15 protein-coding genes are annotated in these 22,330 nt (G+C 42.1%); 7 read left to right on the forward strand and 8 right to left on the reverse strand.

Annotated elements, in window-relative coordinates; genetic code table 11:
• Positions 1 to 119: 119 nt before the first annotated feature.
• Entirely contained in the window at positions 120 to 1,295 is a 1,176-nt protein-coding gene (locus HED61_RS13040; RefSeq protein WP_103299593.1) for an AraC family transcriptional regulator, read from the forward strand.
• A 257-nt stretch (positions 1,296 to 1,552) separates the two neighbouring features.
• On the opposite strand, the gene HED61_RS13045 is transcribed toward HED61_RS13040, so the two are convergent.
• The gene (locus tag HED61_RS13045; RefSeq protein ID WP_219644975.1) at positions 1,553 to 3,340 is read right to left on the reverse strand and encodes an oligopeptide ABC transporter substrate-binding protein; all 1,788 of its coding nucleotides are present in this window, start codon (positions 3,338 to 3,340) and stop codon (positions 1,553 to 1,555) included.
• A 506-nt stretch (positions 3,341 to 3,846) separates the two neighbouring features.
• Between HED61_RS13045 and HED61_RS13050 the strand changes: the two genes are divergently transcribed.
• The 5 genes from HED61_RS13050 to HED61_RS13070 all read left to right on the forward strand — a co-directional run bounded on the left by HED61_RS13050 (position 3,847) and on the right by HED61_RS13070 (position 8,681).
• Positions 3,847 to 5,148 carry a DUF1576 domain-containing protein gene (locus tag HED61_RS13050; RefSeq protein ID WP_156247897.1) on the forward strand — a complete coding sequence of 434 codons (1,302 nt, stop codon included), beginning with the start codon at positions 3,847 to 3,849 and terminating at the stop codon, positions 5,146 to 5,148.
• Entirely contained in the window at positions 5,145 to 5,492 is a 348-nt protein-coding gene (locus HED61_RS13055; RefSeq protein ID WP_081131678.1) for a hypothetical protein, read from the forward strand. Before HED61_RS13050 ends, HED61_RS13055 begins: the two co-directional genes overlap by 4 nt.
• A gap of 242 nt (positions 5,493 to 5,734) precedes the next feature.
• Positions 5,735 to 6,100 carry a YxeA family protein gene (locus HED61_RS13060; RefSeq protein ID WP_003126104.1) on the forward strand — a complete coding sequence of 122 codons (366 nt, stop codon included), beginning with the start codon at positions 5,735 to 5,737 and terminating at the stop codon, positions 6,098 to 6,100.
• Positions 6,101 to 6,107: 7 nt separating this feature from the next.
• Positions 6,108 to 6,860, forward strand: coding sequence for an ABC transporter ATP-binding protein (locus tag HED61_RS13065; protein ID WP_003126103.1), 753 nt, complete (start codon positions 6,108 to 6,110; stop codon positions 6,858 to 6,860).
• A gap of 12 nt (positions 6,861 to 6,872) precedes the next feature.
• Positions 6,873 to 8,681 (forward strand): FtsX-like permease family protein, encoded by a 1,809-nt coding sequence (locus tag HED61_RS13070; protein WP_219644974.1) that lies wholly within the window; start codon positions 6,873 to 6,875, stop codon positions 8,679 to 8,681.
• Between the two features lie 173 nt (positions 8,682 to 8,854).
• On the opposite strand, the gene HED61_RS13075 is transcribed toward HED61_RS13070, so the two are convergent.
• The 5 genes from HED61_RS13075 to HED61_RS13095 form a co-directional block, all read right to left on the reverse strand.
• Positions 8,855 to 9,568, reverse strand: a complete 714-nt coding sequence (locus HED61_RS13075; RefSeq protein ID WP_176333466.1) for a demethylmenaquinone methyltransferase — start codon at positions 9,566 to 9,568, stop codon at positions 8,855 to 8,857.
• A gap of 331 nt (positions 9,569 to 9,899) precedes the next feature.
• On the reverse strand, positions 9,900 to 15,659 hold the full coding sequence (locus HED61_RS13080) for an Ig-like domain-containing protein (protein ID WP_219644973.1): 5,760 nt from the start codon (positions 15,657 to 15,659) through the stop codon (positions 9,900 to 9,902).
• A gap of 680 nt (positions 15,660 to 16,339) precedes the next feature.
• Positions 16,340 to 17,092 carry a GntR family transcriptional regulator gene (locus HED61_RS13085; RefSeq protein ID WP_219644972.1) on the reverse strand — a complete coding sequence of 251 codons (753 nt, stop codon included), beginning with the start codon at positions 17,090 to 17,092 and terminating at the stop codon, positions 16,340 to 16,342.
• A gap of 150 nt (positions 17,093 to 17,242) precedes the next feature.
• Positions 17,243 to 18,589, reverse strand: a complete 1,347-nt coding sequence (gene celB, locus HED61_RS13090) for a PTS cellobiose transporter subunit IIC (protein WP_103299584.1) — start codon at positions 18,587 to 18,589, stop codon at positions 17,243 to 17,245.
• Positions 18,573 to 19,079, reverse strand: a complete 507-nt coding sequence (locus HED61_RS13095; RefSeq protein WP_219644971.1) for a hypothetical protein — start codon at positions 19,077 to 19,079, stop codon at positions 18,573 to 18,575. Before HED61_RS13095 ends, celB begins: the two co-directional genes overlap by 17 nt.
• A gap of 336 nt (positions 19,080 to 19,415) precedes the next feature.
• Here HED61_RS13095 and add point away from each other — a divergent pair, with 336 nt between their 5' ends.
• Positions 19,416 to 20,438: an adenosine deaminase gene (add, locus tag HED61_RS13100; protein ID WP_003126094.1), complete on the forward strand. Its 1,023-nt coding sequence runs from the start codon at positions 19,416 to 19,418 to the stop codon at positions 20,436 to 20,438.
• Between the two features lie 89 nt (positions 20,439 to 20,527).
• On the opposite strand, the gene HED61_RS13105 is transcribed toward add, so the two are convergent.
• Both HED61_RS13105 and HED61_RS13110 read right to left on the reverse strand, forming a co-directional pair.
• Positions 20,528 to 21,325 (reverse strand): ABC transporter permease subunit, encoded by a 798-nt coding sequence (locus HED61_RS13105; RefSeq protein WP_003126093.1) that lies wholly within the window; start codon positions 21,323 to 21,325, stop codon positions 20,528 to 20,530.
• Entirely contained in the window at positions 21,322 to 22,146 is an 825-nt protein-coding gene (locus HED61_RS13110) for an ABC transporter ATP-binding protein (protein WP_197081165.1), read from the reverse strand. Before HED61_RS13110 ends, HED61_RS13105 begins: the two co-directional genes overlap by 4 nt.
• Between the last annotated feature and the right edge of the window lie 184 nt (positions 22,147 to 22,330).

The following is a 22,330-nucleotide window of genomic DNA, read 5'->3' on the forward strand; positions in this document are numbered from 1 at the left end:
TTTTATACTAAAAAAATAGCGTTCATAGCAAAATATTCGTTGCATGCTAAAAAATTTTGATTATACTTTGAGTAGAGATAGAACTATTATGTAGAACGAATAGATAAGGTGGTCAACACATGAATATAGAAAGCATTAAACTTGCGATGGATCTTTTATACCGGAAATATCTTATTCCTATGATCTTATTAGATGAAAATGGTACTTGGTTGCATCCAGAAAGTTCATGGCAGACAAAAAAGCCCATCAGCCACTATTTAGAAGCAACTGATGAACAATCCGTAACGCTTTATCATTTTGGAAAATATATGCTAGGTTGTTTTCAATTTCAATTGGAAGGCCAGCGTTTTTACTTAATGGTTGGTCCTTGCGGCGTGATCGGGACACCAGAAAACTCCTGTGTTTTTCTAGGACACGAATACCATTACAATATTCACTACTCTAAAGAAGACAAATATTCATTTGAAGAATACATTCAATTAGTGCATACCTTGTTTGCGAATCAGCCTTTAACTCAAGAACAATTGCGCTGGCATTACCAAACAGAGCCAGGTAATCGATCGATCCAGACAGACTTCAATTTAGAAGCCAATCTGTACGACCGGCGTGTCCATGAATCAACTTTTGACTCTTATCATTTTGAGTTGCGCTATCTTGATTATATCAAGCGGAATGAACCAGAAAAAGTTGCTTGGGTCTTTAAAAAGATGAAGGAAACTTATAGTGTCTCTTTGTCCCCTTTTGAATTGGAAGGCTTGAAATTAAAATTTTCTGCTTTTGTGGCTGTAGTCACCCGCATGAGTATCGATGAAGGCGTCCCAGTCAATCAAGCATTCGGATTATCGGATTCATTGATCCAAGGATTGATCTACATTCACACGGCGGATGAATGCCTGCGGTATATCAAAGAAGCGACCTATCGTTTTATGGAGCTGTTGCACAGCTATCCTTTCGCCCAAAAATCGTTGCTGGTCAAAACGATCGTCAACTATATCGATGGCCACCTCTATGAAAAAATCACCATCGATGACTTAGCGGATATTACTCAAAAGCATAAGACCCATCTTTGCAGTCAATTCAAAAAAGAAATGGACAAAACAATCCATAACTATATCCAAGAAAAGAAAATTGCTGAAGCCAAACACTTACTCTTATTTACGGATCATTCTTATGAAAAAATCAGCACATTATTGGCTTTCTCCAGTCAAAGCCACTTTATTCAAAGTTTCAAGAAAATCACTGGGACAACCCCAAAAGAATTTAAAAATATTCATTACGCTCATGCCCTAAGCTGACTTCGCTCAAATCACATCAGCTAGATCGATAGGATCTTTCCTGTCATTCAACCATTGAAAACCTTCTCTCAGCGTTAAACAGAATAATGAACAAACATACCCGAAAGACTTAGTAGCAGTAGCGCAAACGTACAGTCTGCGCCACGATGCTCTGGCATTGCCAGAACACGGCTACTTAGTCCTCCGGGTATTCATTTATAGCGAAATCCTTTTTACTTTTTTGCTTTTTACTTTCTTCTATTTATTCTATCTCTACTTTACCGAGAACTATCCGTCACACCAATCGCAGCCCATGGATTATGATCGACATCGTAAGCCCATGAAAAATTCGTCACGCGGTCAGAGATCGGCAGGATCTCGCTTCGGAACAATGTTGGAATCGCAAATGCTTCTTCAAAGGCATATTCTTGCCATGCATCAAAAGCTTCTTTCCGTTTGTCCTCGTCAAACGAAGCATTCAAGTCGATGGCAGCTAGCAACTCGGTATTTTTATCTGACTGATAGCGCGTATAATTGAACGGCGAATTTGGTCCCCACAATCCTGTTGGCGAAGGGTCAGATCCGGTGTTCCAAGCACCCATGAAAACATCAATGTCTGGATCATCATTTTCCAATTTGTCATAAAATGCTTGGAAATCAATCAAGCGTCCAGTCGAAAACTGAACATCCAAACCGATCTCGTTCCACTGTTGTACATAGTAATCGGCTAATGGTTGAGCAGTTTCTCCGCCAGACATAGAAGCAAAATTGATCGTTAGTTTATTACCGTCTGGATCTTCACGGAACCCATCGCCATCGGTATCGATATAGCCAGCATCATCGAGTAGCTGATTGGCTTTATCTAAATCTAACGTATACCCTTTGATTTCTTCGTTATGCAAAGAACCGAAAACTGGCGGGATCAATGTGGTTGCGTTGGTGCGCAATCCATGATAGAAACGTTCACCGATTGCATCGTTGTCTACTGCATAACCCATTGCTTGACGCAATGCTTTGTTCGCCATTTTAGAATTAGGATCATAAGCAACCGTTTTGTTTTCAGCATCCCATGTTCCCAGTTTAAAGCCAAGGTAAGTGTAAGACTGCTGTAAACGACCAAGCATTTGGTACCCATCAGTATTTTTGTAAGCATCAAAAGTATCAGTTGGCATCGACAGTGCTATATCATATTGCTTGGCATTCAGTGCCTCATTGATGGAAGCAGACGGTACACCTCGGAGAACGATCTTATCTAAAGTTGGTTTTTCCCCATAATAATATTCGTTGGGAACATATTCTACTGTTTCTCCGGCCACGATATTGCTCATCACATACGGCCCAAAACCAATAGGATTTTTCCTAACCGGATCGCTTGATTCCATGTCTTTGATTTCAATTCCTTCAAAGGTATGCTTTGCTAATGCAGACATCCAGACGCCTCCGCCTGATTGCATCATACCCGGGTGAACTTCTTTGTATTCGATTTGAACAACTTTATCATTGACAGCAGTAATTCCAGAAATTGTGTCTGATTCACCAGCATGATATTCTTCCATACCGATCACGTTCGTGAAATCATTGTCATAACGAATCCCTGTGTAATCTGCGTGGCCGATCACTTCGTAAGCAAAGATCACATCTTCTGCAGTTACTTCTTCTCCATCTGACCATTTCAAGTTGTCTCTTAGTGTAATGGTGGCAATTTTGTTTTCTTGATCCAATTCTAAATCCGCAGGGCCACCGTCCACAATCTTAAAGTCATCGTCATTTAAAAATAAGTATTCATGACTTGGAGACATAAAGTGACGATCATAGGTATCTTGATAGAATTCCCATTGAAATAAGCCCTGAAACTGTGTATCCATCACAACTGCCACATCCAGGGTTTCTCCTTCGATAGGATCACCATCATTTTTGACCTCTAGTGGCATATTTTCTACATTGTTTGCTGTTGTATCCTCTGTTCCCTGTGCCCCTGTCGAGTCCGTTTTGTTATTTCCTTGGCTACAGGCGCCCAGAACAAAGACTGACATAAGTGTAATTAAGCCAAACCGATATTTTTTCATAGCTTCCTCCTTAATCTTACCCGATAATCGTCCACTTATTCGTTTTTCCTTCTCTCAGACTAATCTCTATTTATTCATATACTGCTACAACAGTTAACCTGTGAAAGAAGGCGACTTTCCCCGTCGACCAATAAGTTTGCTCTCTAGATGCGCATAAATTAAAAAATAAAGAGAGATTAGTGTTGATTATAGCAAGTTTCCTCATTTTTTATATGTCATTATTTTCATCGATCACTGAAATATTTGATTGAAAGATGCGCTTTTTTTCAGTCATAATTAGCTCTGCCAATCATTCAATAACACTATAAGCTTTCGAAATTGAGCAACTCATCTTTATGCAAATCCGTGCCAGGTCTATCCTATCTTTTCTCAGAAATAAAAAATGTACAGCGCTTTTTAGCGTATTCACTAACCAATCTCAAAAAACAACAAAAAAACTTTTTTGAATGACTGAAAGTATCCCGAATCCAGTCGATCTATGCTAACATAAAAAAAAAGGAGGATTTATGGCAAATAAAAAAATCTTTTATCAAACAACGAATAAGTCTTTTGCACCGATTTCGCAATTGTTGACACAACGATTATTGATTGCTTACAGCATCCTTTTGATTGCTATTGGTGTCCTGAGTACACCGATAAGTGATCTATGGTTCGGTTCACTACGGATTTTGACTTCTCCTAGTAATCTCGTTTCGGATTACTTTGCCATCGGCAACTTAGGCAGTGCCTTTTTAAATAGCGGCGTGTTGACCTTGGTAAGTATCCTAACCACCAAAACAAAAGGAAACAGTATCACCGGACCAATGATTGCTGCCTTTTTCACCATTTCCGGATTTTCTTTTTTCGGGAAAAATTTATTCAATTCGATTCCGATCCCGTTAGGCGTTTATCTTTATGCACGGATTCAAAAAAAGCCCTTTGGACAGTACTCGCTTGTTGGTCTATTCGGGAGTGCAGCTTCACCTGTCATCAGTTATTTGGCTTTTGGGATGGGTTTCCCATTAATGACTGGCGTTCTATTAGGCTATACTATTGGAATTATCTTAGGCATTTTATTGCCGCCCCTGGCCGCACAATTCTTACACTTTCATCAAGGCTTCTCTTTGTATAACATTGGCTTTGCCACCGGAATCGTGACCATGTTCTTTACAAGTTTCACGCGTCTATTTGGACGTGACATTACCGAACAAACGTATTTGACGACTGAGTACAGTTCCTTTTTACTCTTCTTTTTGTGCGGCTTATGCGGGTTGCTCTTTTTAACCGGCTATTTATTGAATCACCGTTCTTTCCAAGGATTGGCTCATCTATTCGATGTTTCCGGTAAACTGGTGACAGACTTCGTCACGATTTTTGCATTAGGGGTCACACTGATGAACATGGCGATCATGGGGATGTTGCTGCTTGTATTCATCTACTTGCTTGGGGGCCAGCTATCAGGCCCATTACTTGGTGCTGTTCTGACAGTGGTTGGCTTTAGTGCTTTCGGAAATCACTGGAAAAATAGTCTGCCGATTTTGATTGGGGTCGTTCTTGCCACACGTTTAGGTTTTACCACTGAGACTTCGACCTTTCAATTGCTGTTGACTGCGATTTTTGGAACAAGTTTAGCACCAATCAGCGGCTACTATGGACCAATTGCAGGAATCTTTGCCGGTATTGCCCATGCGGCGTTAGTAAGCAATATTACCTACTTACATGGCGGGTTGAATCTTTATAATAATGGTTTTTCCAGTGGCTTTGTGGCGGCAGCTATGGTACCTTTGTTAGATGAGATCAACCAAATCAAAAGGCGGATGAACCAATGATAGAAAAGGAACAAGCACGGCGGATCGTGGATGAAGTGGTCACCTACTTTCTTTCCCACGACTGCCCTCATATCACTACTGAGATGTCTTTCGAAAAAACAGGATTTCGAGCCATTATTGCTGGGACCTGTCCAGAAGAGCCCAGTGATTTAGCCCAATTTGCGGAAATGTTGAATACCCCACGAGACATTGCGCTAGAAAGTTATTATATTGAACTTTTAGGCGGGCACCAGTCGATTCATGAAGAAAAAGACTTTTATTTATTAGGATTGTTGATCGATGAAGCAACAATCAGTTACGAGAAGGATCGTTTGATCATTACATTGTTTCGAAAAAAATATTAAAGACCATGGGATCTCTTTGATGAAGGAGATGCCATGGTCTTTCGTTTACAACGGTCTCTTGATACACGGAATGCGTTGAAAAGGTGAACCTTTGATTAACAGTTCCCAATACAAAGAAGGACATCATGAAATTGCTTTCATGACAAAAATGAAAGTTTATTGATAGGTTTTTCACACTACAATTGTTTTTACGCCCGCTATAATTCTCTTTAGACTTTACAAATTAAAGGAAGTGAGAATAGATGAAGAAATTTTGGATCGGCCTGGGTATCCTAATAATCGTTTTGTTTGCCGGGTTACAAATTGCTGAGAAAGTCATCATGGGCGGCCAAAGTTACTATGTTCAGATCACGACCGATGGCGAAAAGATCGAAACCGAAGACGATCGAGGCAATCAAGTGATCGAATATAAATATGAACTACCTGGTTACGACAAAGACGCAAAGAAGAAAAATCTGGAATTCTTAGGGATGAAAGATCGTCCTTTGAAAAAAGACGCTTACTTAAAAATTACCTGGAATCAAAACAAGGGCGTGACTTCCTATGAAGAAGTGCAAAAGAATGCTATTCCTGAAAAAGCGTTGAAACAATTAGAAAGTGAACGGTGATGAAAAAATGGCAAAAATTATTGAAGCAAACGAATTAACGAAAGTTTACGGCAAAAATAATGAGAAAAAAACCGAAGCCCTAAAAGGGATCAGCTTTGCGATTGATAAAGGCGAGTTTATTGGTATTATGGGTGCTTCCGGTTCTGGTAAATCAACGTTGTTGAATATTTTATCCACATTGGACCATCCATCTTCCGGAAACATCCGCATCAACGAAAAAGATATCACAAAATTACGCGGTGATGCATTGGCAGATTTTCGCAGTAGAGAAATCGGCTTTATCTTCCAAGATTTCAATCTACTAGAAAATCTCACGGCTTCTGAAAACATTGCTGTGCCTCTCTCTTTACAAGGCGTACGGCCGAAAAAGATCAAACAGCTCATTCAACAAGTCGCGAATCGCTTATCCATCAGCCAAATTTTGGATAAATATCCTTCCGAGATCTCTGGTGGTCAAAAGCAACGGGTAGCCGCTGCGCGAGCATTAATCACCGAACCAACGATCTTGTTTGGGGATGAGCCAACGGGTGCCTTGGATTCAAAAAGTGCCAAGGATTTATTAGACATGATGGATGATTTAAACAAAAATGACCAAGTATCGATCTTACTCGTAACACATGATCCCCTTTCGGCAAGTTATTGCAAGCGAATCTTATTTATCAAAGATGGTAAGATCCATCAAGAAATCAAACGAAATAATCAAACCCAAGAAGACTTTTATCGTCAGATCTTAGTCATCTTAGGAAATCTGGAACAGTAGGAGGATAATGGTATGCTTTGGAAATTATCACTTACTGGTATCAAAGGCCGCTTAAAAGACTACATCGTCTTGTTTTCTGGTCTGGTTATGGCTTCTGCCATCTTTTATATGTTTCAATCAATGGCTAGTAATGAAGAATTCTTGAAAAACAATTCAACGATTGGTGTCGTTGTCATTATCTTTCACTTTGGAACGGTCTTACTAGGAATCATCACATTTGCCTACATTCTCTATGCCAATTCTTTCCTAATGTCGATGCGGCAGAAGGATTATGCCATGTTTATGATGTTAGGAGCAAAAGGACGAAAAATCGCCCAAATGATCTTCATCGAAACATTTTTTGTAGGGATTATTGCAACCATTGCTGGTGCTTTAGCAGGTATCGGATTGACGAAAATTGTCAATGATCTTTTAGTACAACAGTTAAATATAAAGATTACTCATTTTTCGCCATTCAATGTAAAAGCACTTGTGATCACACTGGTCTTTTTTGCCATTCTCTTCCTGATTGCAGCAATCGTCAATGCTTCAGCCATTGCCAAAAAAGCCATCTTGGATTTGTTGAGAGAAACTAGTACACCTGCACAAATCAAGCAAAAATTCCCATTCTTATTGGTTCAAACTCTTTTGGGGATCATCTTTCTTGGAATCGGTTATTATGTTATGAGCGATCTAATAAAATTTCAAATTATGGGTATTGCGATTGCCCTAGTCACGATCGTTTTGGGAACCTATCTAGTTTTCCGCTCTGTGATCGTATTGATTTTGACATTATTAAAGAAATCAGATGCCATCGCACTGAAAAAATTGAATAATTTCACTTTGTCTCAGTTAAACTTCCGTATCCGTGACTATACGCAGATGCTTTCGTTAGTATCCATGCTGTTCGCATTAGCACTGGGCGCATTAACCGTTGGCCTTGGTTTCAGAAATGAAATCCCTAAAATGGCCAAAGCGATGACCTCTTATGACTTGGTTCTGAATAATGCCCAAACTGTCGACCAACAAAAAATTGCGGATTTACACCCAACATTGAATGTCAGCTATCGCCAAAAAGAGGATGACACAGCCGTTTATTACATTCAAGAAGAATTTGACAAAGATCCTTTGATCGTTACAGAACAGGGAGATCTTAGTCAGAGGGCTGGTTATCGTACATTGGATGGGCAAGCCATTGCCGCTGATGTGGCGAAACAGGATGAATTGCGTAGCTTCGAATTACCAGAACAGCGGACAAAAGAAATCAAACTGTTGTCTGCTGCAGCCTTTGCCCAAGTAAATGCACCTGAAACCACTTTGCAAATGATTCAAGTCAAAGATTTTCAAGCGATCTTACCAAAATTAACAGCACTTGCTAAGTTGAATCAAAAGAACAACCCCTCACTCGCTGGAGAAAGTAATCTTATGCAACGAGCGGATGCTTATGACACATTCAACGGCATTTTCTCAGGATTTGAATTCATGGGCTTCTTCTTAGGAATTGCCTTTCTAACAATGTTAGCTAGTTGCTTGATGTTCAAAATCCTTTCAGGGGCTAATAGTGATATTATGCGCTACACCATGCTTAGAAAAATCGGTGCTCGCAATGGGCTTCTGAAAAAATCGATCCGCAAAGAGATCGGCGTGCTTTTCTTAGTCCCAGGATTATTAGGAATCGTTCACGTACTATTCGGACTGCAAATGTTTAAAATGCTATTGAGTGATCCCTATGATCAGATCTGGTTACCATTTGCGATCTTTGTTGCCCTTTATGCCGTTTATTATCTTTTAACGGTATGGCTCTACACCAATATCGTTTTAAAAAATACCGGAAAACAATAAGCACCCGCAAAATGAACACAGTGAAATAGACAGCAAAAAACCAACGTCCAGTGTGAACTGACGTTGGTTTTTATTTTGATCTGAAGCACTCGTCTTTGTTTTCGAAAATGAGCTGATTTTCTCAGCAACATCCCTTTAACAGCTTCTATGTCAACACATGCTTTTTATTGGATTCAGTTGGTTGGTTTATATCCGAGATGCATGGCTACAGTACCTCCACTATAGCTTTTGACAACTATATTAGTCAGTCCTGCTGATTGAAAGTAGTGAGACAACTCTTCTTTGCCAGGAAAATCTCTAGCTGATTCTTGCAACCAAGAATATTCTTGGTAACTTTTAGCAAACAGTTTTCCTAACAGCGGCATAATGAATCGGAAATACGCATAATACAGCTGCCGCCAACCAATTAAAGTGGGCTGTGATGTTTCCAGACAAACCACTTTTCCGCCAGGTTTTACGACCCGCTGCATTTCTTTTAGAACGGTTACAAGATCAGGAACATTTCTCAGACCAAACCCGATCGTCACAACATCAAACGTATTGTCTGCAAAAGGAAGTGTCATTGCATTTCCTTGCATCCATTCGATCTTTGTCTTTTGCTCCGCTGCTTTTTTCTTTGCCACAGCCAACATATTCTCACTAAAATCAATGCCGATCACGTTCCCAGTAGATCCTGTTGCTTCTGCCAGTGCCAATGTCCAATCTCCTGTTCCGCAGCAGACATCAAGGATATCATTACCTGCTTGGACTTGCATCCTTTTCATCGTATCTTTTCGCCAGCGTTTATGTTGTTGAAAAGAAATCACGGTATTCATCTGGTCATAGTTCTCCGCAACACGCTCAAAAACGTGATGGACACGTGCTTCCTTGCCTTTGTCGCCTATCAACCTCTACACCATCCTTTTGCCTTCCAATCACGCAACCTGCGTAACCAAACGATTGAAAGCTTTTTCCATTTACTACAAAATTTAGTGTAGCATGGATAGTCAAAAAAGAAAAAATTCCTGTTTAAATCTGCATATTTTCTACTAACGTCTCTATTCTTTTCGCTCTCAGTCTTCGTAACTCTTCAAACCATTAGTAGAATTGGTGGTAACGCAGTAGAAAGGCTATATAGATTCAGGAACATTTCTAAAAAAAGGCTCCTGCGACATGGACACATCGCAAGAGCTTTCTCTTATGGATCAGCAATTATTTGCTTTGGTCCAGTTTCAGCAGTTACTGATTTTTTTTCTTTCTTGATTTGAAGAAACCAAGACCACCGATCGCAACCAGTGCAGCACCGATCATTGATGCAAACCAAGTACTTTCACTGCCAGTTTGCGGCAAGTATTTGCCGCCACTATTATTACTATTGATGTTGTTGCCACCGCTGATGTTCCCATTGCCGATGATATTGATTCCACCGTTATTGCCATTACCGATATTATTTCCTCCGGTATTGCCGCCACCAGTGTTACCACCTCCGGTATTACCGCCGCCAGTATTGCCGCCACCAGTGTTACCACCGCCAGTATTACCACCGCCAGTATTGCCACCGCCAGTGTTACCGTCGTCAACTCCAGCAACCGGGACTGTGACTGTAGCAGCTGCACTGCGGTATTCTTTGCCACCAGCAACGACACTCGCAACAACATATAAATTATCTTTTGGTTCGACGCGATTGGCTGCTACTACGATCCGGTAATTGCCTTCACTGTCTGTCGTACCAGTGCCCACCACTTCTCCTTGAGCATTAGAGATTTCAATGGTTACATTTGGATCAGCTTTCCCCGTAACCGGATACCCAGATGATTCATTGCCGCTGATTGTTGCAGTAGGTGCGGCAACCGTCACGGGACTAACGACGATACTCATCGGATCACTGACATATTTCCCATCAGTTTGTGCAGTAGCCGTCAACACATCTCCTTCCGATAGCTCGGCTACATTGATACGCCAATTGCCAGCTTCATCCGCTCTTAATTCAAGTGGTGCGGCAAAGGCACGGGTGGTGTTCAACCCACCCAGAATTCGCGCCATCACTGGTGCTGCTTCATTGATGGTCAGAATGACTGAAGAACCTGGCTCTGCGGTTCCGCTGACTGTTTCATCCCCGGCAATCGCTGGATCAATGAGTGGCGTAGCCGTTTTTTCCATAGGTACTGTGATTGGTGTATTACCACTGCGGTAGTCTTTGCCACCAGCGGTCACAATTGCTGCGACATTCAAGTTTTCTTCTGGGGCCACTTGCTCTGGCGCAATCACGATTCGGTAATTGCCTTCTTCATCGGCTGTGCCGGTACCCACAACTTCGCCTTGTCCATTAGTGATTTCAATCACTGCATTAGCCACTGTTTCCCCAACAACTGGATAGCCATCGGTCTGATTGCCGCTGATTGATGCGGTTGGTGCATCAACTGTCAAGCCATCCACTGTTACTGTGATTGGGGCACTTGGATCCTTGCCATCGGTTTCTGCCACGACAGTTATAGTGTCGCCTTCCGAAACTTCTGGTACTTCAGCGGTCCAGTTACCTTCCTCATCTGCTTCAACGACTACAGGATCTTTGTCGCCATTGGTGATGGTGACAGTGGAACCTGGTTCTGCCGTTCCACTTACAGTTTTATCACCAGCTGTTACAGGATCAATCGTTGGGATTCCTGTTTGGTTGTCTTCTGGTACAGTGATCGGCGTGTTGGCGCTGCGGTAGTCTTTCCCACCAGCTGTTACGATCGCTGCGACGTTCAAGTTTTCTTCTGGAGCTACTTGATCTGGAGCGATCACGATTCGGTAATTGCCGTCGCCATCAGTAGTGCCAGTCCCTACCACATCCCCTTGCGCGTTAGTAATTTCAACTGTGGCATCAGGTGCTGCTTTACCAACAACTGGATAACCGTCAATCTCGTTGCCGCTGATTGATGCGGTTGGTGCGGTAACCGTCAGTCCATCCACCGTAACTGTGATTGGTGCACTTGGATCTTTCCCATCGGTTTCTGCCACAACGGTTATGGTATCCCCTTCGGAAACTTCAGGTAGTTCAGCAGTCCAATTGCCTTGATCATCTGCTTCAACGACGACGGGATCTTTGTCGCCATTGGTGATGGTGACGGTTGAACCTGGTTCTGCCGTTCCGCTGATTGTCTCATCACCGGCTGTGACGGGATCAATCGTTGGCGTGGTCGTTTGGTTTGCTAAAGGCACGGTAATTGGTGTTGCTCCACTGCGATAGTCTTTCCCGCCAGCGGTTACGACTGCCGTCACATTCAAACTTTCTTCTGGAGCTACTTGATCTGGAGCGATTACGATCCGGTAATTGCCATCACCATCAGTGGTGCCAGTAGCTACCACATCTCCTTGCGCATTGGTGATTTCAATGGTTGTATTCGCTGCTGCTTTACCAGTCACTGGGTAACCATCGATCTCATTGCCGCTAATTGACGCGGTTGGTGAAGCAACAGTGATTCCTCCAACAGTGACACTGATCGGTGCGCTTGGATCTTTCCCATCCGTTTCTGCCACAACGGTTACAGTATCACCTTCGGAAACCTCTGGCACATCCGTCGTCCAATTGCCTTGATCATCTGCTTCGACAGTGATTGGGTTTTCTCCGGTGACTGTAATAGTTACTGTTGAACCCGGTTCTGCCGTTCCGCTGACTGTCGTATCACCAGCACTAACAGGATCAATCGTTGGTGTTGCTGTTTGATTTTCACGATTATCGGCTGGCACAACTACTGTGGTTGCTCCGCTACGGTAATCTTTCCCGCCAGCAGAGACGACTGCTGTGACATTCAAGTTCTCTTCTGGTGTGACTTGATCTGGCGCGATCTCAATACGGTAATTGCCATCGTCATCTGCAGTGCCGCTACCCACGATATCTCCTTGGGCGTTGGTGATTTCGATCGCTGCATTAGCTACTGCTTTACCAACTACTGGGTACCCATCGGTTTCGTTCCCACTAATTGCTGCAGTCGGTGTTGCGACCGTCAAACCACTAACACTTACTGTCACTGGTGCGCTTGGGTCTTTGTCGTCAGCTGTAGCTACGACGGTCACTGTATCTCCCTCTGACAATTCCGGTACGTTTGCTGTCCAATTGCCTTCTTCATTGGCATTGACAGTCACTGGCCCTTCGCCACTCACATTGACCGTGACTGTTGCTCCAGGTTCTGCTGTCCCGCTGACCACTGTATCTCCTGCTTTAACTGGATCGACAGTCGGTGTTTCTGTAAGAACCGTTGCTGGAACAATGATTGGTGTATTGACGCTGCGGTAGTCTTTGCCTCCGGCAGTCACGACTGCTGCCACATTCAGATCCTCTTCTGGTGACACACGATCCGGTGCAATCACGATGCGATAGTTGCCATTCCCATCAGCAGTGCCACTACCTACGATTTCTCCTTGCGCATTGGTAATCTCGATCGCAGCGTCAGCCACAGATTTACCCGTAACCGGATAACCGTCCAACGTGTTGCCGCTAATAGAGGCTGTTGGTGCATTGACGGTCAATCCATTGACCGTGACGCTCACAGGTATACTTGGTTCTTTTCCGTCAGCAGCAGCTACTACAGTCACTGTTTCACCTTCAGAAACTTCCGGTACATTCGCAGTCCAATCACCTTGGTCATTCGCAACGACCGTCACTGGCTCTTCTCCGCTGACAGTTACCACTACATTGGCGTTCGGTTCAGCTGTACCGCTGATCGTTTGATCCCCGGCGTTCACCGGATCGATCGACGGCGTTTCAGTTTGGTTTTCTTGAGTATCGGCTGGCACAACAACCGGTGTTGCTCCACTACGATAGTCTTGCCCTCCGGCAGTCACAATTGCTGTAACATTCAAGTTTTCTTCAGGGGCAACTTGATCTGGCGCAACCACAATCCGATAGTTGCCCTCCCCATCTGCGGTTCCGCTGCCGACAACAACTCCCTGAGCGTTCGTGATCTCGATGGCAGCATCAGCAACCGTTTGTCCAATTACTGGATAGCCATCTGTCTCATTACCGCTAATCGTTGCCGTCGGTGCCTCAACCGTCAAACCGCTAACGCTCACACTGACTGGCGAACTTGGTGTTTTTCCGTCAGCTGTGGCTACTACAGTGACCGTGTCACCTTCCGTCACTTCTGACACTTCAACCGTCCAATTTCCCTGGTCATCTGCCACTGCTGTCACTGGGTCTTCTTCGCCGACTGTGACTGAGACTGCTGCTCCAGGTTCCGTTGTGCCATTGATCGTAGTATCGCCAGCCGTCACTGGGTCAATCGCCGGCGCTGTTGTTTGTTCCGCTGTATCATCGATTGGAACAGTAATTGCTGTTTCTGGACTACTGTAGTCTTGACCACCAGCCGTCACGATTGCTTTGACATTCAAGTTTTCTTCTGGGGCGACTCGATCGGGGGCAATTACGATGCGATAGTTGCCATCACTGTCAGTCGTTCCACTGCCGACAATGTCTCCTTGAGCGTTCGTGATCTCAATCGCTGCATTCGGTGTTGCTTTCCCAATGACTGGATAGCCATCTGTTTCATTGCCACTAATGGAGGCTGTAGGGGCTGCAACGGTCAAACCTGCGACGTTCACTGTCACTGGCTCGCTTGGATCTTTGCCATCTGCTTCTGCCACAACGGTCACTGTTTCCCCTTGAGAGACTTCTGGTACCTCAGCTGTCCAGTTGCCTTGGGCATCCGCTACTGCTGTGACTGGCTGTTCATTTCCGATAGTCACTGTTACTGTTGAATCTGGTTCTGCTGTTCCGCTGATAGTGGTATCACCAGCCGCAACAGGATCGATGGTTGGTGTTTCCGTTTGTTCTGCTGCAGGTTCTGCTGCTAACCAGATGGAATTATTGCCATCCTCATCTGTAAATAAATCAAGTGTGAGTAGATTAGATTGAGAAAAAGTACCTGCAAATCGAGCTTCGTATGGATTCGACGGATTCGTCACACCATTTGCAATCAGCTCTGAAGTCGTTGGTGTCGTCACGGTCGTTGGCATCACAACTGTCGTTTGACCTAAAACAGATGCCGATGCGATTTGATCAGCAAGATCTGTCGTTCCATTCAACACAGCTTGTGCAGCATCGACGGTAACATTCAGAGTAGCTTTAGCTGTGTTGACTGTTTCTTGGACAAGTGTATTGACGCCATCGATCAATGAGCCAATCCCAGGAATGTTACTTGCTCCGCCCAAGATGCTCACTTGGATTTGTGCCTGTTTCAAGTTCTCCAAAACGGATTGGATGCGTTGGTTGACCACAATAAATAAGCCGTCATCCACATTGGCAATCAAGGCACGTTCATTATCTGTCAATCCAGCAGGCACTTCAAAATCGGCTTGTCCAAATTGTCCTAACTGATTCAATAAATCCAATTGTTCATAGATGTCATCTAGATTGACGGATACTACTTGACTGATATCAACGATGGAAGCTGCTTGATACAATAAATTTGGAAAGCCATTAATCGTCTCTGGAATCCCTAATGCATCCGCTAAGTTCTGATTCACAAGAGCATCCACCGTTCCTACCAATGTGTCAACAGCAGGCGTAAGCGTTCCAATCAGTGTTTGGATAGCGGCAATATTTTCAAGTTGCAGAGTGATATTTGTTGATACCCGGGCATTGCCATTTGGTTGTACAAAGCCAGTCAGACCTTTTGGCACACCAACGATTGCTACTTTATCACCGTTTAAGACGTCAAGCGTCACCGCATTCGATCCGCTGATGGTAAAGTTGACTGGGTTGGTATCTCCAGGATTTGAATATGGCGCTGCAGCACTTGTTCCAGAATCATTTGATGCTTGGACATTACTAAAAATCTCAGCAGAAACCAATGATGCTTCTGCGGTCTTTGGTGCCCACAACAATGTAGTGGGAACAACCACAGAACTCGTCAGTAACATCCCGCTGACCGTTAAATTCGCTAGTAGCGATTTTTTGTTTATTGCGCGTCTTTTTCTCCTTGAATTCATTATTTTTTTATAGTCATTGCCCTTCATTCTTACTCCTCCTATTCAAATAAATACAACCAACAAAAGTGACCAACCAACTTTGGCATTCGTCTTTTGATGTTCGCTATGATCACATATCCGGAGAAAGAGATCACAAACAAAAAACGTTTGCAAAATAAAAAAACACCCATTCAAATACTCGAAAAAAATCTCAATTACATTTTTCAACATACCAGAACGATTTCCGTGCTTTTTTGTGATTAAATAACTAAAATATTCAGTTATTTAAGCAAATTCTAGCATTTTTATTTTTATACAACAAATTATTAACACCATGAATAATTAAAAAAACATTTTATTGGAAATAAAATAACAGAAACCTTTTATTTTTATCGCCATCGTTAATTATTTATTACTTGTGCTCCTCTTTTCGCAAAAAAATCATTAAAAAGAGATTTTTTTGATTTTACTCCTTTTTATTAACAAAAATTAGAAACTTTTTAATGTTCTCAGAATACGCTTCCATCTTTTCTTCTAATATTTATTTTGTAAAAAAGTGAAATAAGAATTATTTTCTGAACAGTATTCTGTTTTTTTAAAATCTTTTTAAAAAAACAGAAAAAAATTCCTTAAAAAAGGCGATTTTCACCGCTTTCTCCTTTTTAAAACAATTTTCAAACAAATAAGCCACCAGAAATCGTGAATGATTTCTGGTGGCTTAGACCATTTTATGAGCTACTTCTAAAGGAGCAATCTTGTAATTTCTTATGCATAAACAACGTTGTTTCTCGATAGTCATAGAAGATTTTTGAGAAGGCCATCAAATCACCTTCTCGCAAGTAACTGTCGTCTCGAACAACCAAACTAGGGCTCCCCGCGTTCATGCCAAAAAAAGCAGCTTGTTTAGCAGTCAGTAATTCACAGCGGATAAATTTATCGATGAAACTGACAGTCACTCCCTTTTCTTGTGCAAAATATTCAAACATGGAACCGTACATAGCAGATTCTGGGATCTGACCAACGATATCTGCCAGATAATAGGATTTCTCAATCAAATACGGCTGATCATCCAGTGTGCGAAATCGTTCAACTTCAATAAAAAGCTGATTATCAGAAAATCGTTGATGGCTTGGTGAAAAATCGATCTCAGCGTACGAGACCAAACGCTGCGTTGCTTGAACGGTTTGAATCAGTTTTCCTTCTCTAGCAAGATCTTCGGTAAACCCAAGATCACTTTGGACTGCTTTTTGCTCTTGTGTCAATTGATCGTGGACATAGGAGCCTCTCCCTTGAACTTGATAAATATAGCCGCGTTTACTCAATCTGCTTAGTGCTTGCCTTAAGGAATACCGAGAGACTTGATAGTGTTCCATCAATTCCTTCTCACTAGGTAACTTTCCGTTGCGATCAGCTAAACTCTTTTTTTCGATTCGGGCAATTAAATCTGCCGCTAATAAATCGATCGTCCATTGTTTTGTCATTCCACTTCTCCCCCAAATGTTGTACTATTCCTATTTTACCGCAAAAGCCACTGCCTTAGTGGAAATCTTTCTTTCATCTCATGATGACAAAAGAAAACCCAGCTAAACATGCCTTAGCTGGGGTCTGTTCATTTAAACTTGCACTTTCGGTCAAGCTTTTTCTTGTTCTTGTGCAAAAAGTTTGCCATCATACATTTTGATGAATGGGAACCAAATTAGAAAGGCGACCAAAGCGCAAATTAATGCCAGTACAAAGGCACGCCAATCACCACCTGAACCAATAAACCCTGAAAGACCAATTGGGGTTGGCCAAGCGACTTGGGCAATCGGTGGATTGACAAACCCTAAATTGATTGCAAAATATGCCACCGACATAGAGGCCATTGGTGCCAAAAAGAAAGGAATTGCCGTATATGGGTTATAAACAACTGGCATCCCAAACAAAATTGGTTCATTAATGTTGAAGAATGATGGGACGATCGCGGCTTTACCTAATGCACTTAGTTGTGCCGATTTAGCAAAGAAGGCGATGAAGATCACCATGCCCAGTGTCGCTCCTGAACCGCCAATGGTCACGAAACTATTATTGAATTCACCGGCAAAAGCAATATTTGCACCGCTTTGGTTTTCAACCATGTTGGAAAGAACGATGGGCGTCAAGAATGAGGTCACGATCGTTGCTCCGTGGATTCCGACGATCCACAATGCATGCATCAAGAAATAGATGACTAACAACCCAACCCACGTACTCGTCAATTGCGAAACAAAACTAAAGGGAATCGCAATGACTTTGAAGATATCGGTCCCTAAAGCTACTAAAGCACCGTTGATCACGATCACGACTAAAGCAATCAACGCAGTCGGAATCAATGCAGTAAATGAACTTGAAACACCAGTTGGTACAGTATCAGGCATTTTGATGTAGATATTTCTCTTGACACAAAACGCGTAAATTTTCACTGCAATAATAGCCATAATAATTGCAGTAAAAATACCAGTCGTTCCTAAACGTGTCACACCACCCGCCATTTCCCAACCATCAATGATTTTTTGATCATCGGAAATAAGGGTCACAAGAGTCGCTACTCCGCCTTCAAATACTAATTGAGGTAAACACATGAAGAATGCCATCATTGACAACAAAGCCCCGTTTACAGGACTTAACGAAATTTTTTCTTCCTGCGCTTGGATCTTGGTATATTCATAACCAAAAACAATACAGAAATATAAGGCCAAGATCCCCATTGTTGCAGTATTTCCTAGCATATATAAACTTTGGATCTTATCAAAAGAAGCCGCCCAAATCGATGCTAAAGCTGGAAAACTTTGAGGTAAGACACTAATAATCAGGAACATTGAACCAACGATCGTAAACGGAATCGAAGCCATCCCGGCCGCCATCACCCCACGGACGATTCGAAATTGCGAGATTCGCCCCATTGGTCCCATTAAGTACTTATCCAGAAAGGTAAACATTTTACTATTTTCTGTGTTCATCTATTTTTCCTCCTTTATTCTCAAATGTCCGCAGATAGTTCAAGTAACTATCCCGATCTTTTTCGATCAACCATGCTTTTCGTTCCATATATAAACAACAAATCAATCCCAGAGTCAGACTAACCAGTAAAATCGGTCTGGCCGCAAGATTCAAAAATGGGAAAAATTCGTCTTGCCACCCTAACAGGATAAAAAGGATACCAGTAATGTTGACCCCTGTTTGAATCCAATAACCAACTTTAGTCAAGTGCAATCGATTTGATGTCTGCCAATATTTTTGTGTCTGCTCAAAGATGATGGCGCCATCGACCAAAAGCAAGAACACCGGTACCAGACCCATCACTGTCCAATTTGCCAGACTAAGCAACGCCCAATAAAGATTGATAAAGAAAAAAATTGCTGTCATATAGCGAAAAATCAGATAGCGGTTTAATCGCATATTTTTTTGTGCGTACGCATTGGCACCGGACGACTGATTTTGTCCTCTCATAGTTATGATCCACTCCTCTCTCATCATTTTTATCGCGAATAATAACCAAACTTGTTCGAACAAGTTAATTTTAGCATAAATCAAAAATCATGCAAGCGATTACTTTTTGATGTTTGGTTGTAAAAAATAAACTACTGAAGAAAATCGTCTATATTCGCACAACTTTTTAAGGACTATTCAGGTATCTTCCAGCAAAGTTTTGCTCTTGTGAAAACGGGGATTTTATGTTAAAAATGAATAAAAGGAATGTTGATTCAACAAGATGTTCGCTTTTCAAGTTATAAAAAAAGGTTTTTGGTGCAAAATACTTACTTTAAAAGGAGAAAGACGAAAATTATGGCAAAAGAAGTAACCTACGAATTTATCAAAGAAATTCCCAAAGCTGAACTCCATCTGCATTTAGAAGGAACATTGGAGCCTGATTTGAAATTACGATTGGCACAAAAAAATCAAATTGATATTGGTCAATCAACAATCGAAGAGGTGGAAGCAAGTTATCAGTTCGACTCCTTGCCTTCTTTTTTGAACATTTATTATCCAGCGATGAATGTCCTCCAAACAGAAGAAGATTTTTATGAATTGGCAATGGCTTACTTCAAGAAAGCTGCCGAACATCACGTAACTTATGCTGAAGTTTTTTTTGATCCGCAAGCCCATACCTCTCGCGGTATTTCTTTTGAAACCGTCATCAACGGCTATTATCGAGCGACACAAGAAAGTGAACAAATTGGTGTACGAAGTGCCCTAATTATGTGCTTCTTACGGGATTTTTCTGCTGAATCAGCAGCAGAAACCTTAGAACAAGCACTACCTTTTAAAGATAAGATTTTGGGGATCGGGCTTGATTCGGATGAAAAAGGCAATCCACCACTGAAGTTCAAAAAAGTCTTTGAAAAAGCAAAAGCCGCTGGATTTCATTTGACGATGCACTGCGACATTGATCAGGAAGATTCGATCGAACACATTCGCCAAGTCATTGAAGAAATCCAAGTGGAACGAATCGATCATGGAACAAATATCGTAGAAGATGAACGGTTAGTCGATTATGTGCGGACGCACCAAATCGGATTGACGTGTTGCCCTGTCTCCAACAGTTTCGTCGTGGATGATATGAAGGGAAAAGAAATCATCGAGTTATTGGCAAAAGGCGTCAAAGTGACGATCAATTCAGATGACCCAGCTTATTTCCAAAGCTATATTTCTGACGACCTTTATGCATTGAGCAAAAATTATCAGCTAACAGAGGACCAAATCATTCAATTGGTCAGAAATGCCTTTGAGATTGCTTGGTTACCAGAAGAAGAGAAGAAGTTGTATCTAGCGGAAGTCGATGCTTTTGTTGCGGAGAAAAACAATTAATTTTATTCTTATACAGGCAAAGCTGCACAAGGGTAAAACAAACAATCACTCCAAATACAGGATTGGAGTGATTGTTTTTTGCTTGTACACTAAATATGAAGATCTTTCTTACAAAAGACCATGCCCGATGCCACGAACAGGATACACGCTCCAATCAATAGGACAAAGATTCCGATGAGACCACTACGATCTCCTGCGATCAAAGCATCTGGATCAAACAATGTAAAGAAAGTAAAATACTTTACTTTTTCTGCATTTCCGCCGGTGTTGGCAAGCATCTGTAAGACGTACATTAATGCTGGTATCCCACCGCCAACAGCAATACTGTATTTTGAATCATTAAAAACACAAGAAGCTAAGAAAGAGATTCCTGCGATAAACAACTGCAAACAAAGCAACCCACCATTCAGCAGCAACAGTTTGGGAATCTCGAGTTCTCCTTTAAATTGTAATCCGCAAAGGATCTCTAATGCAGTGCCATAGATGATCAAAAAGAAAATACCCGTTAAAAGAACCGACATCTGCGTCATGACAATCGTTCTCCGTTTGATGGGTGCTGCCAAAAGGGCCACCATCGCATTACTGTCCACATATTTGGCAATCAATGCATTCCCTCGAAGAATCGAGAATACCATTGGAAAAATGATTAAAATAAAACCATAGAGGTAAGAAGACATGAAACCCAATAATGAGTTAGCGCCGGCTTTCATGCCGACGGCTGACATCAACTCCGGCAGCATCTTGCGCATTTCTTCAAGAGACTGCATCATTTCTGGATTGTACATACTGACAATGATTGAGATGTAGAGGGTCATGACGGCACCAAAAATCACAAGCGTCAGGATGCTGCGGCGCAATTCGCGTTTGTAAAGGGTGAAATTGATCATTTCTCTTCACCTCCATAATAATCCATAAAAATCTGTTCCAATGTTTGACTCGTACTGACTTGAACTTGACTAGGTTGTGCCGGATCGATTTCTCCATTGAAATCTGCTGCAAAGGCTGCCGCCAGTTGTTCATTTGGCAAAGTGACGGTATAACGACGCAGATGTTTTTCTCTTAATGTGTCGGTGGAATCCAACGCAACTAATTTTCCGGCACGAATGATGCCAATTCGATCACAGGTCCGCTCAACTTCTTCAAACATGTGGCTAGACATGAGGATGGTTTTGCCGCGCTTTTTTTCTTCAGTGATTAAATCAATAAAACGTGACTGCATCAAGGGATCTAAGCCACTAGTAGGCTCATCCAAAATCAAGATCTCTGGGTCGTGCATGAAAGCCACAACGATGCCAATTTTTTGTTTCATCCCTTTACTCATTTTTTTGATCTTGCCGTTCGGATCTAACTCAAATCGATCAAGTAATTCTTTGGCCCGTCCATTTTCAGTATTTCCCCGATACTTTGCGATAAATTTAATAAATTCGCTTCCGGTCATATCATCAAAAAAAGTCATTTCGCCAGGAATGTAGCCTAAATTTCTTTGGATTTGTTCTCGTTGCTGCCAGCAATTCATCCCATTGATCAAACAGTTGCCGCTTTGAGGTTTGATGAACCCCATTAGATGACGGATCGTTGTGGTCTTCCCAGCGCCATTAGGACCCAGAAAACCAAACGCTCCTGCTTCCACAGAAAATGACAGGTCAAAAATTCCTTTGCCATTGCCATAATCTCGTGTCAGATTGGAAATATCAATTTTCCCCATCATTCATTCCTCCTATTGACCAACGTCTATTCACTAGCAAATCGTTTGCTGGTTTGCCCCACTTGCTTTTTGATACTCCCGCTTTGCAAGTGATCAGTCAAGGCAATCGGTCTTTGCCATACATATCGTATGATGATAGCCAAAGTATAGCCTATGTTGCTGTTTTTGACTACCAAAATATCCACCG

The organism is Enterococcus gallinarum (assembly GCF_021496385.1).
Taxonomy (GTDB): domain Bacteria; phylum Bacillota; class Bacilli; order Lactobacillales; family Enterococcaceae; genus Enterococcus_D; species Enterococcus_D gallinarum.

Coding starts and splice junctions, on each gene's coding strand:
- HED61_RS13110 (WP_197081165.1), bottom strand. CDS start 22,146: ATGATGGGGAAAATTGATATTTCCAATCTGACACGAGATTATGGCAAT.
- add (WP_003126094.1), top strand. CDS start 19,416: ATGGCAAAAGAAGTAACCTACGAATTTATCAAAGAAATTCCCAAAGCT.
- HED61_RS13040 (WP_103299593.1), top strand. CDS start 120: ATGAATATAGAAAGCATTAAACTTGCGATGGATCTTTTATACCGGAAA.
- HED61_RS13095 (WP_219644971.1), bottom strand. CDS start 19,079: ATGAGAGGACAAAATCAGTCGTCCGGTGCCAATGCGTACGCACAAAAA.
- HED61_RS13105 (WP_003126093.1), bottom strand. CDS start 21,325: ATGATCAATTTCACCCTTTACAAACGCGAATTGCGCCGCAGCATCCTG.
- HED61_RS13055 (WP_081131678.1), top strand. CDS start 5,145: ATGATAGAAAAGGAACAAGCACGGCGGATCGTGGATGAAGTGGTCACC.
- HED61_RS13085 (WP_219644972.1), bottom strand. CDS start 17,092: ATGACAAAACAATGGACGATCGATTTATTAGCGGCAGATTTAATTGCC.
- HED61_RS13070 (WP_219644974.1), top strand. CDS start 6,873: ATGCTTTGGAAATTATCACTTACTGGTATCAAAGGCCGCTTAAAAGAC.
- HED61_RS13050 (WP_156247897.1), top strand. CDS start 3,847: ATGGCAAATAAAAAAATCTTTTATCAAACAACGAATAAGTCTTTTGCA.
- celB (WP_103299584.1), bottom strand. CDS start 18,589: ATGAACACAGAAAATAGTAAAATGTTTACCTTTCTGGATAAGTACTTA.
- HED61_RS13065 (WP_003126103.1), top strand. CDS start 6,108: ATGGCAAAAATTATTGAAGCAAACGAATTAACGAAAGTTTACGGCAAA.
- HED61_RS13045 (WP_219644975.1), bottom strand. CDS start 3,340: ATGAAAAAATATCGGTTTGGCTTAATTACACTTATGTCAGTCTTTGTT.
- HED61_RS13080 (WP_219644973.1), bottom strand. CDS start 15,659: ATGAAGGGCAATGACTATAAAAAAATAATGAATTCAAGGAGAAAAAGA.
- HED61_RS13060 (WP_003126104.1), top strand. CDS start 5,735: ATGAAGAAATTTTGGATCGGCCTGGGTATCCTAATAATCGTTTTGTTT.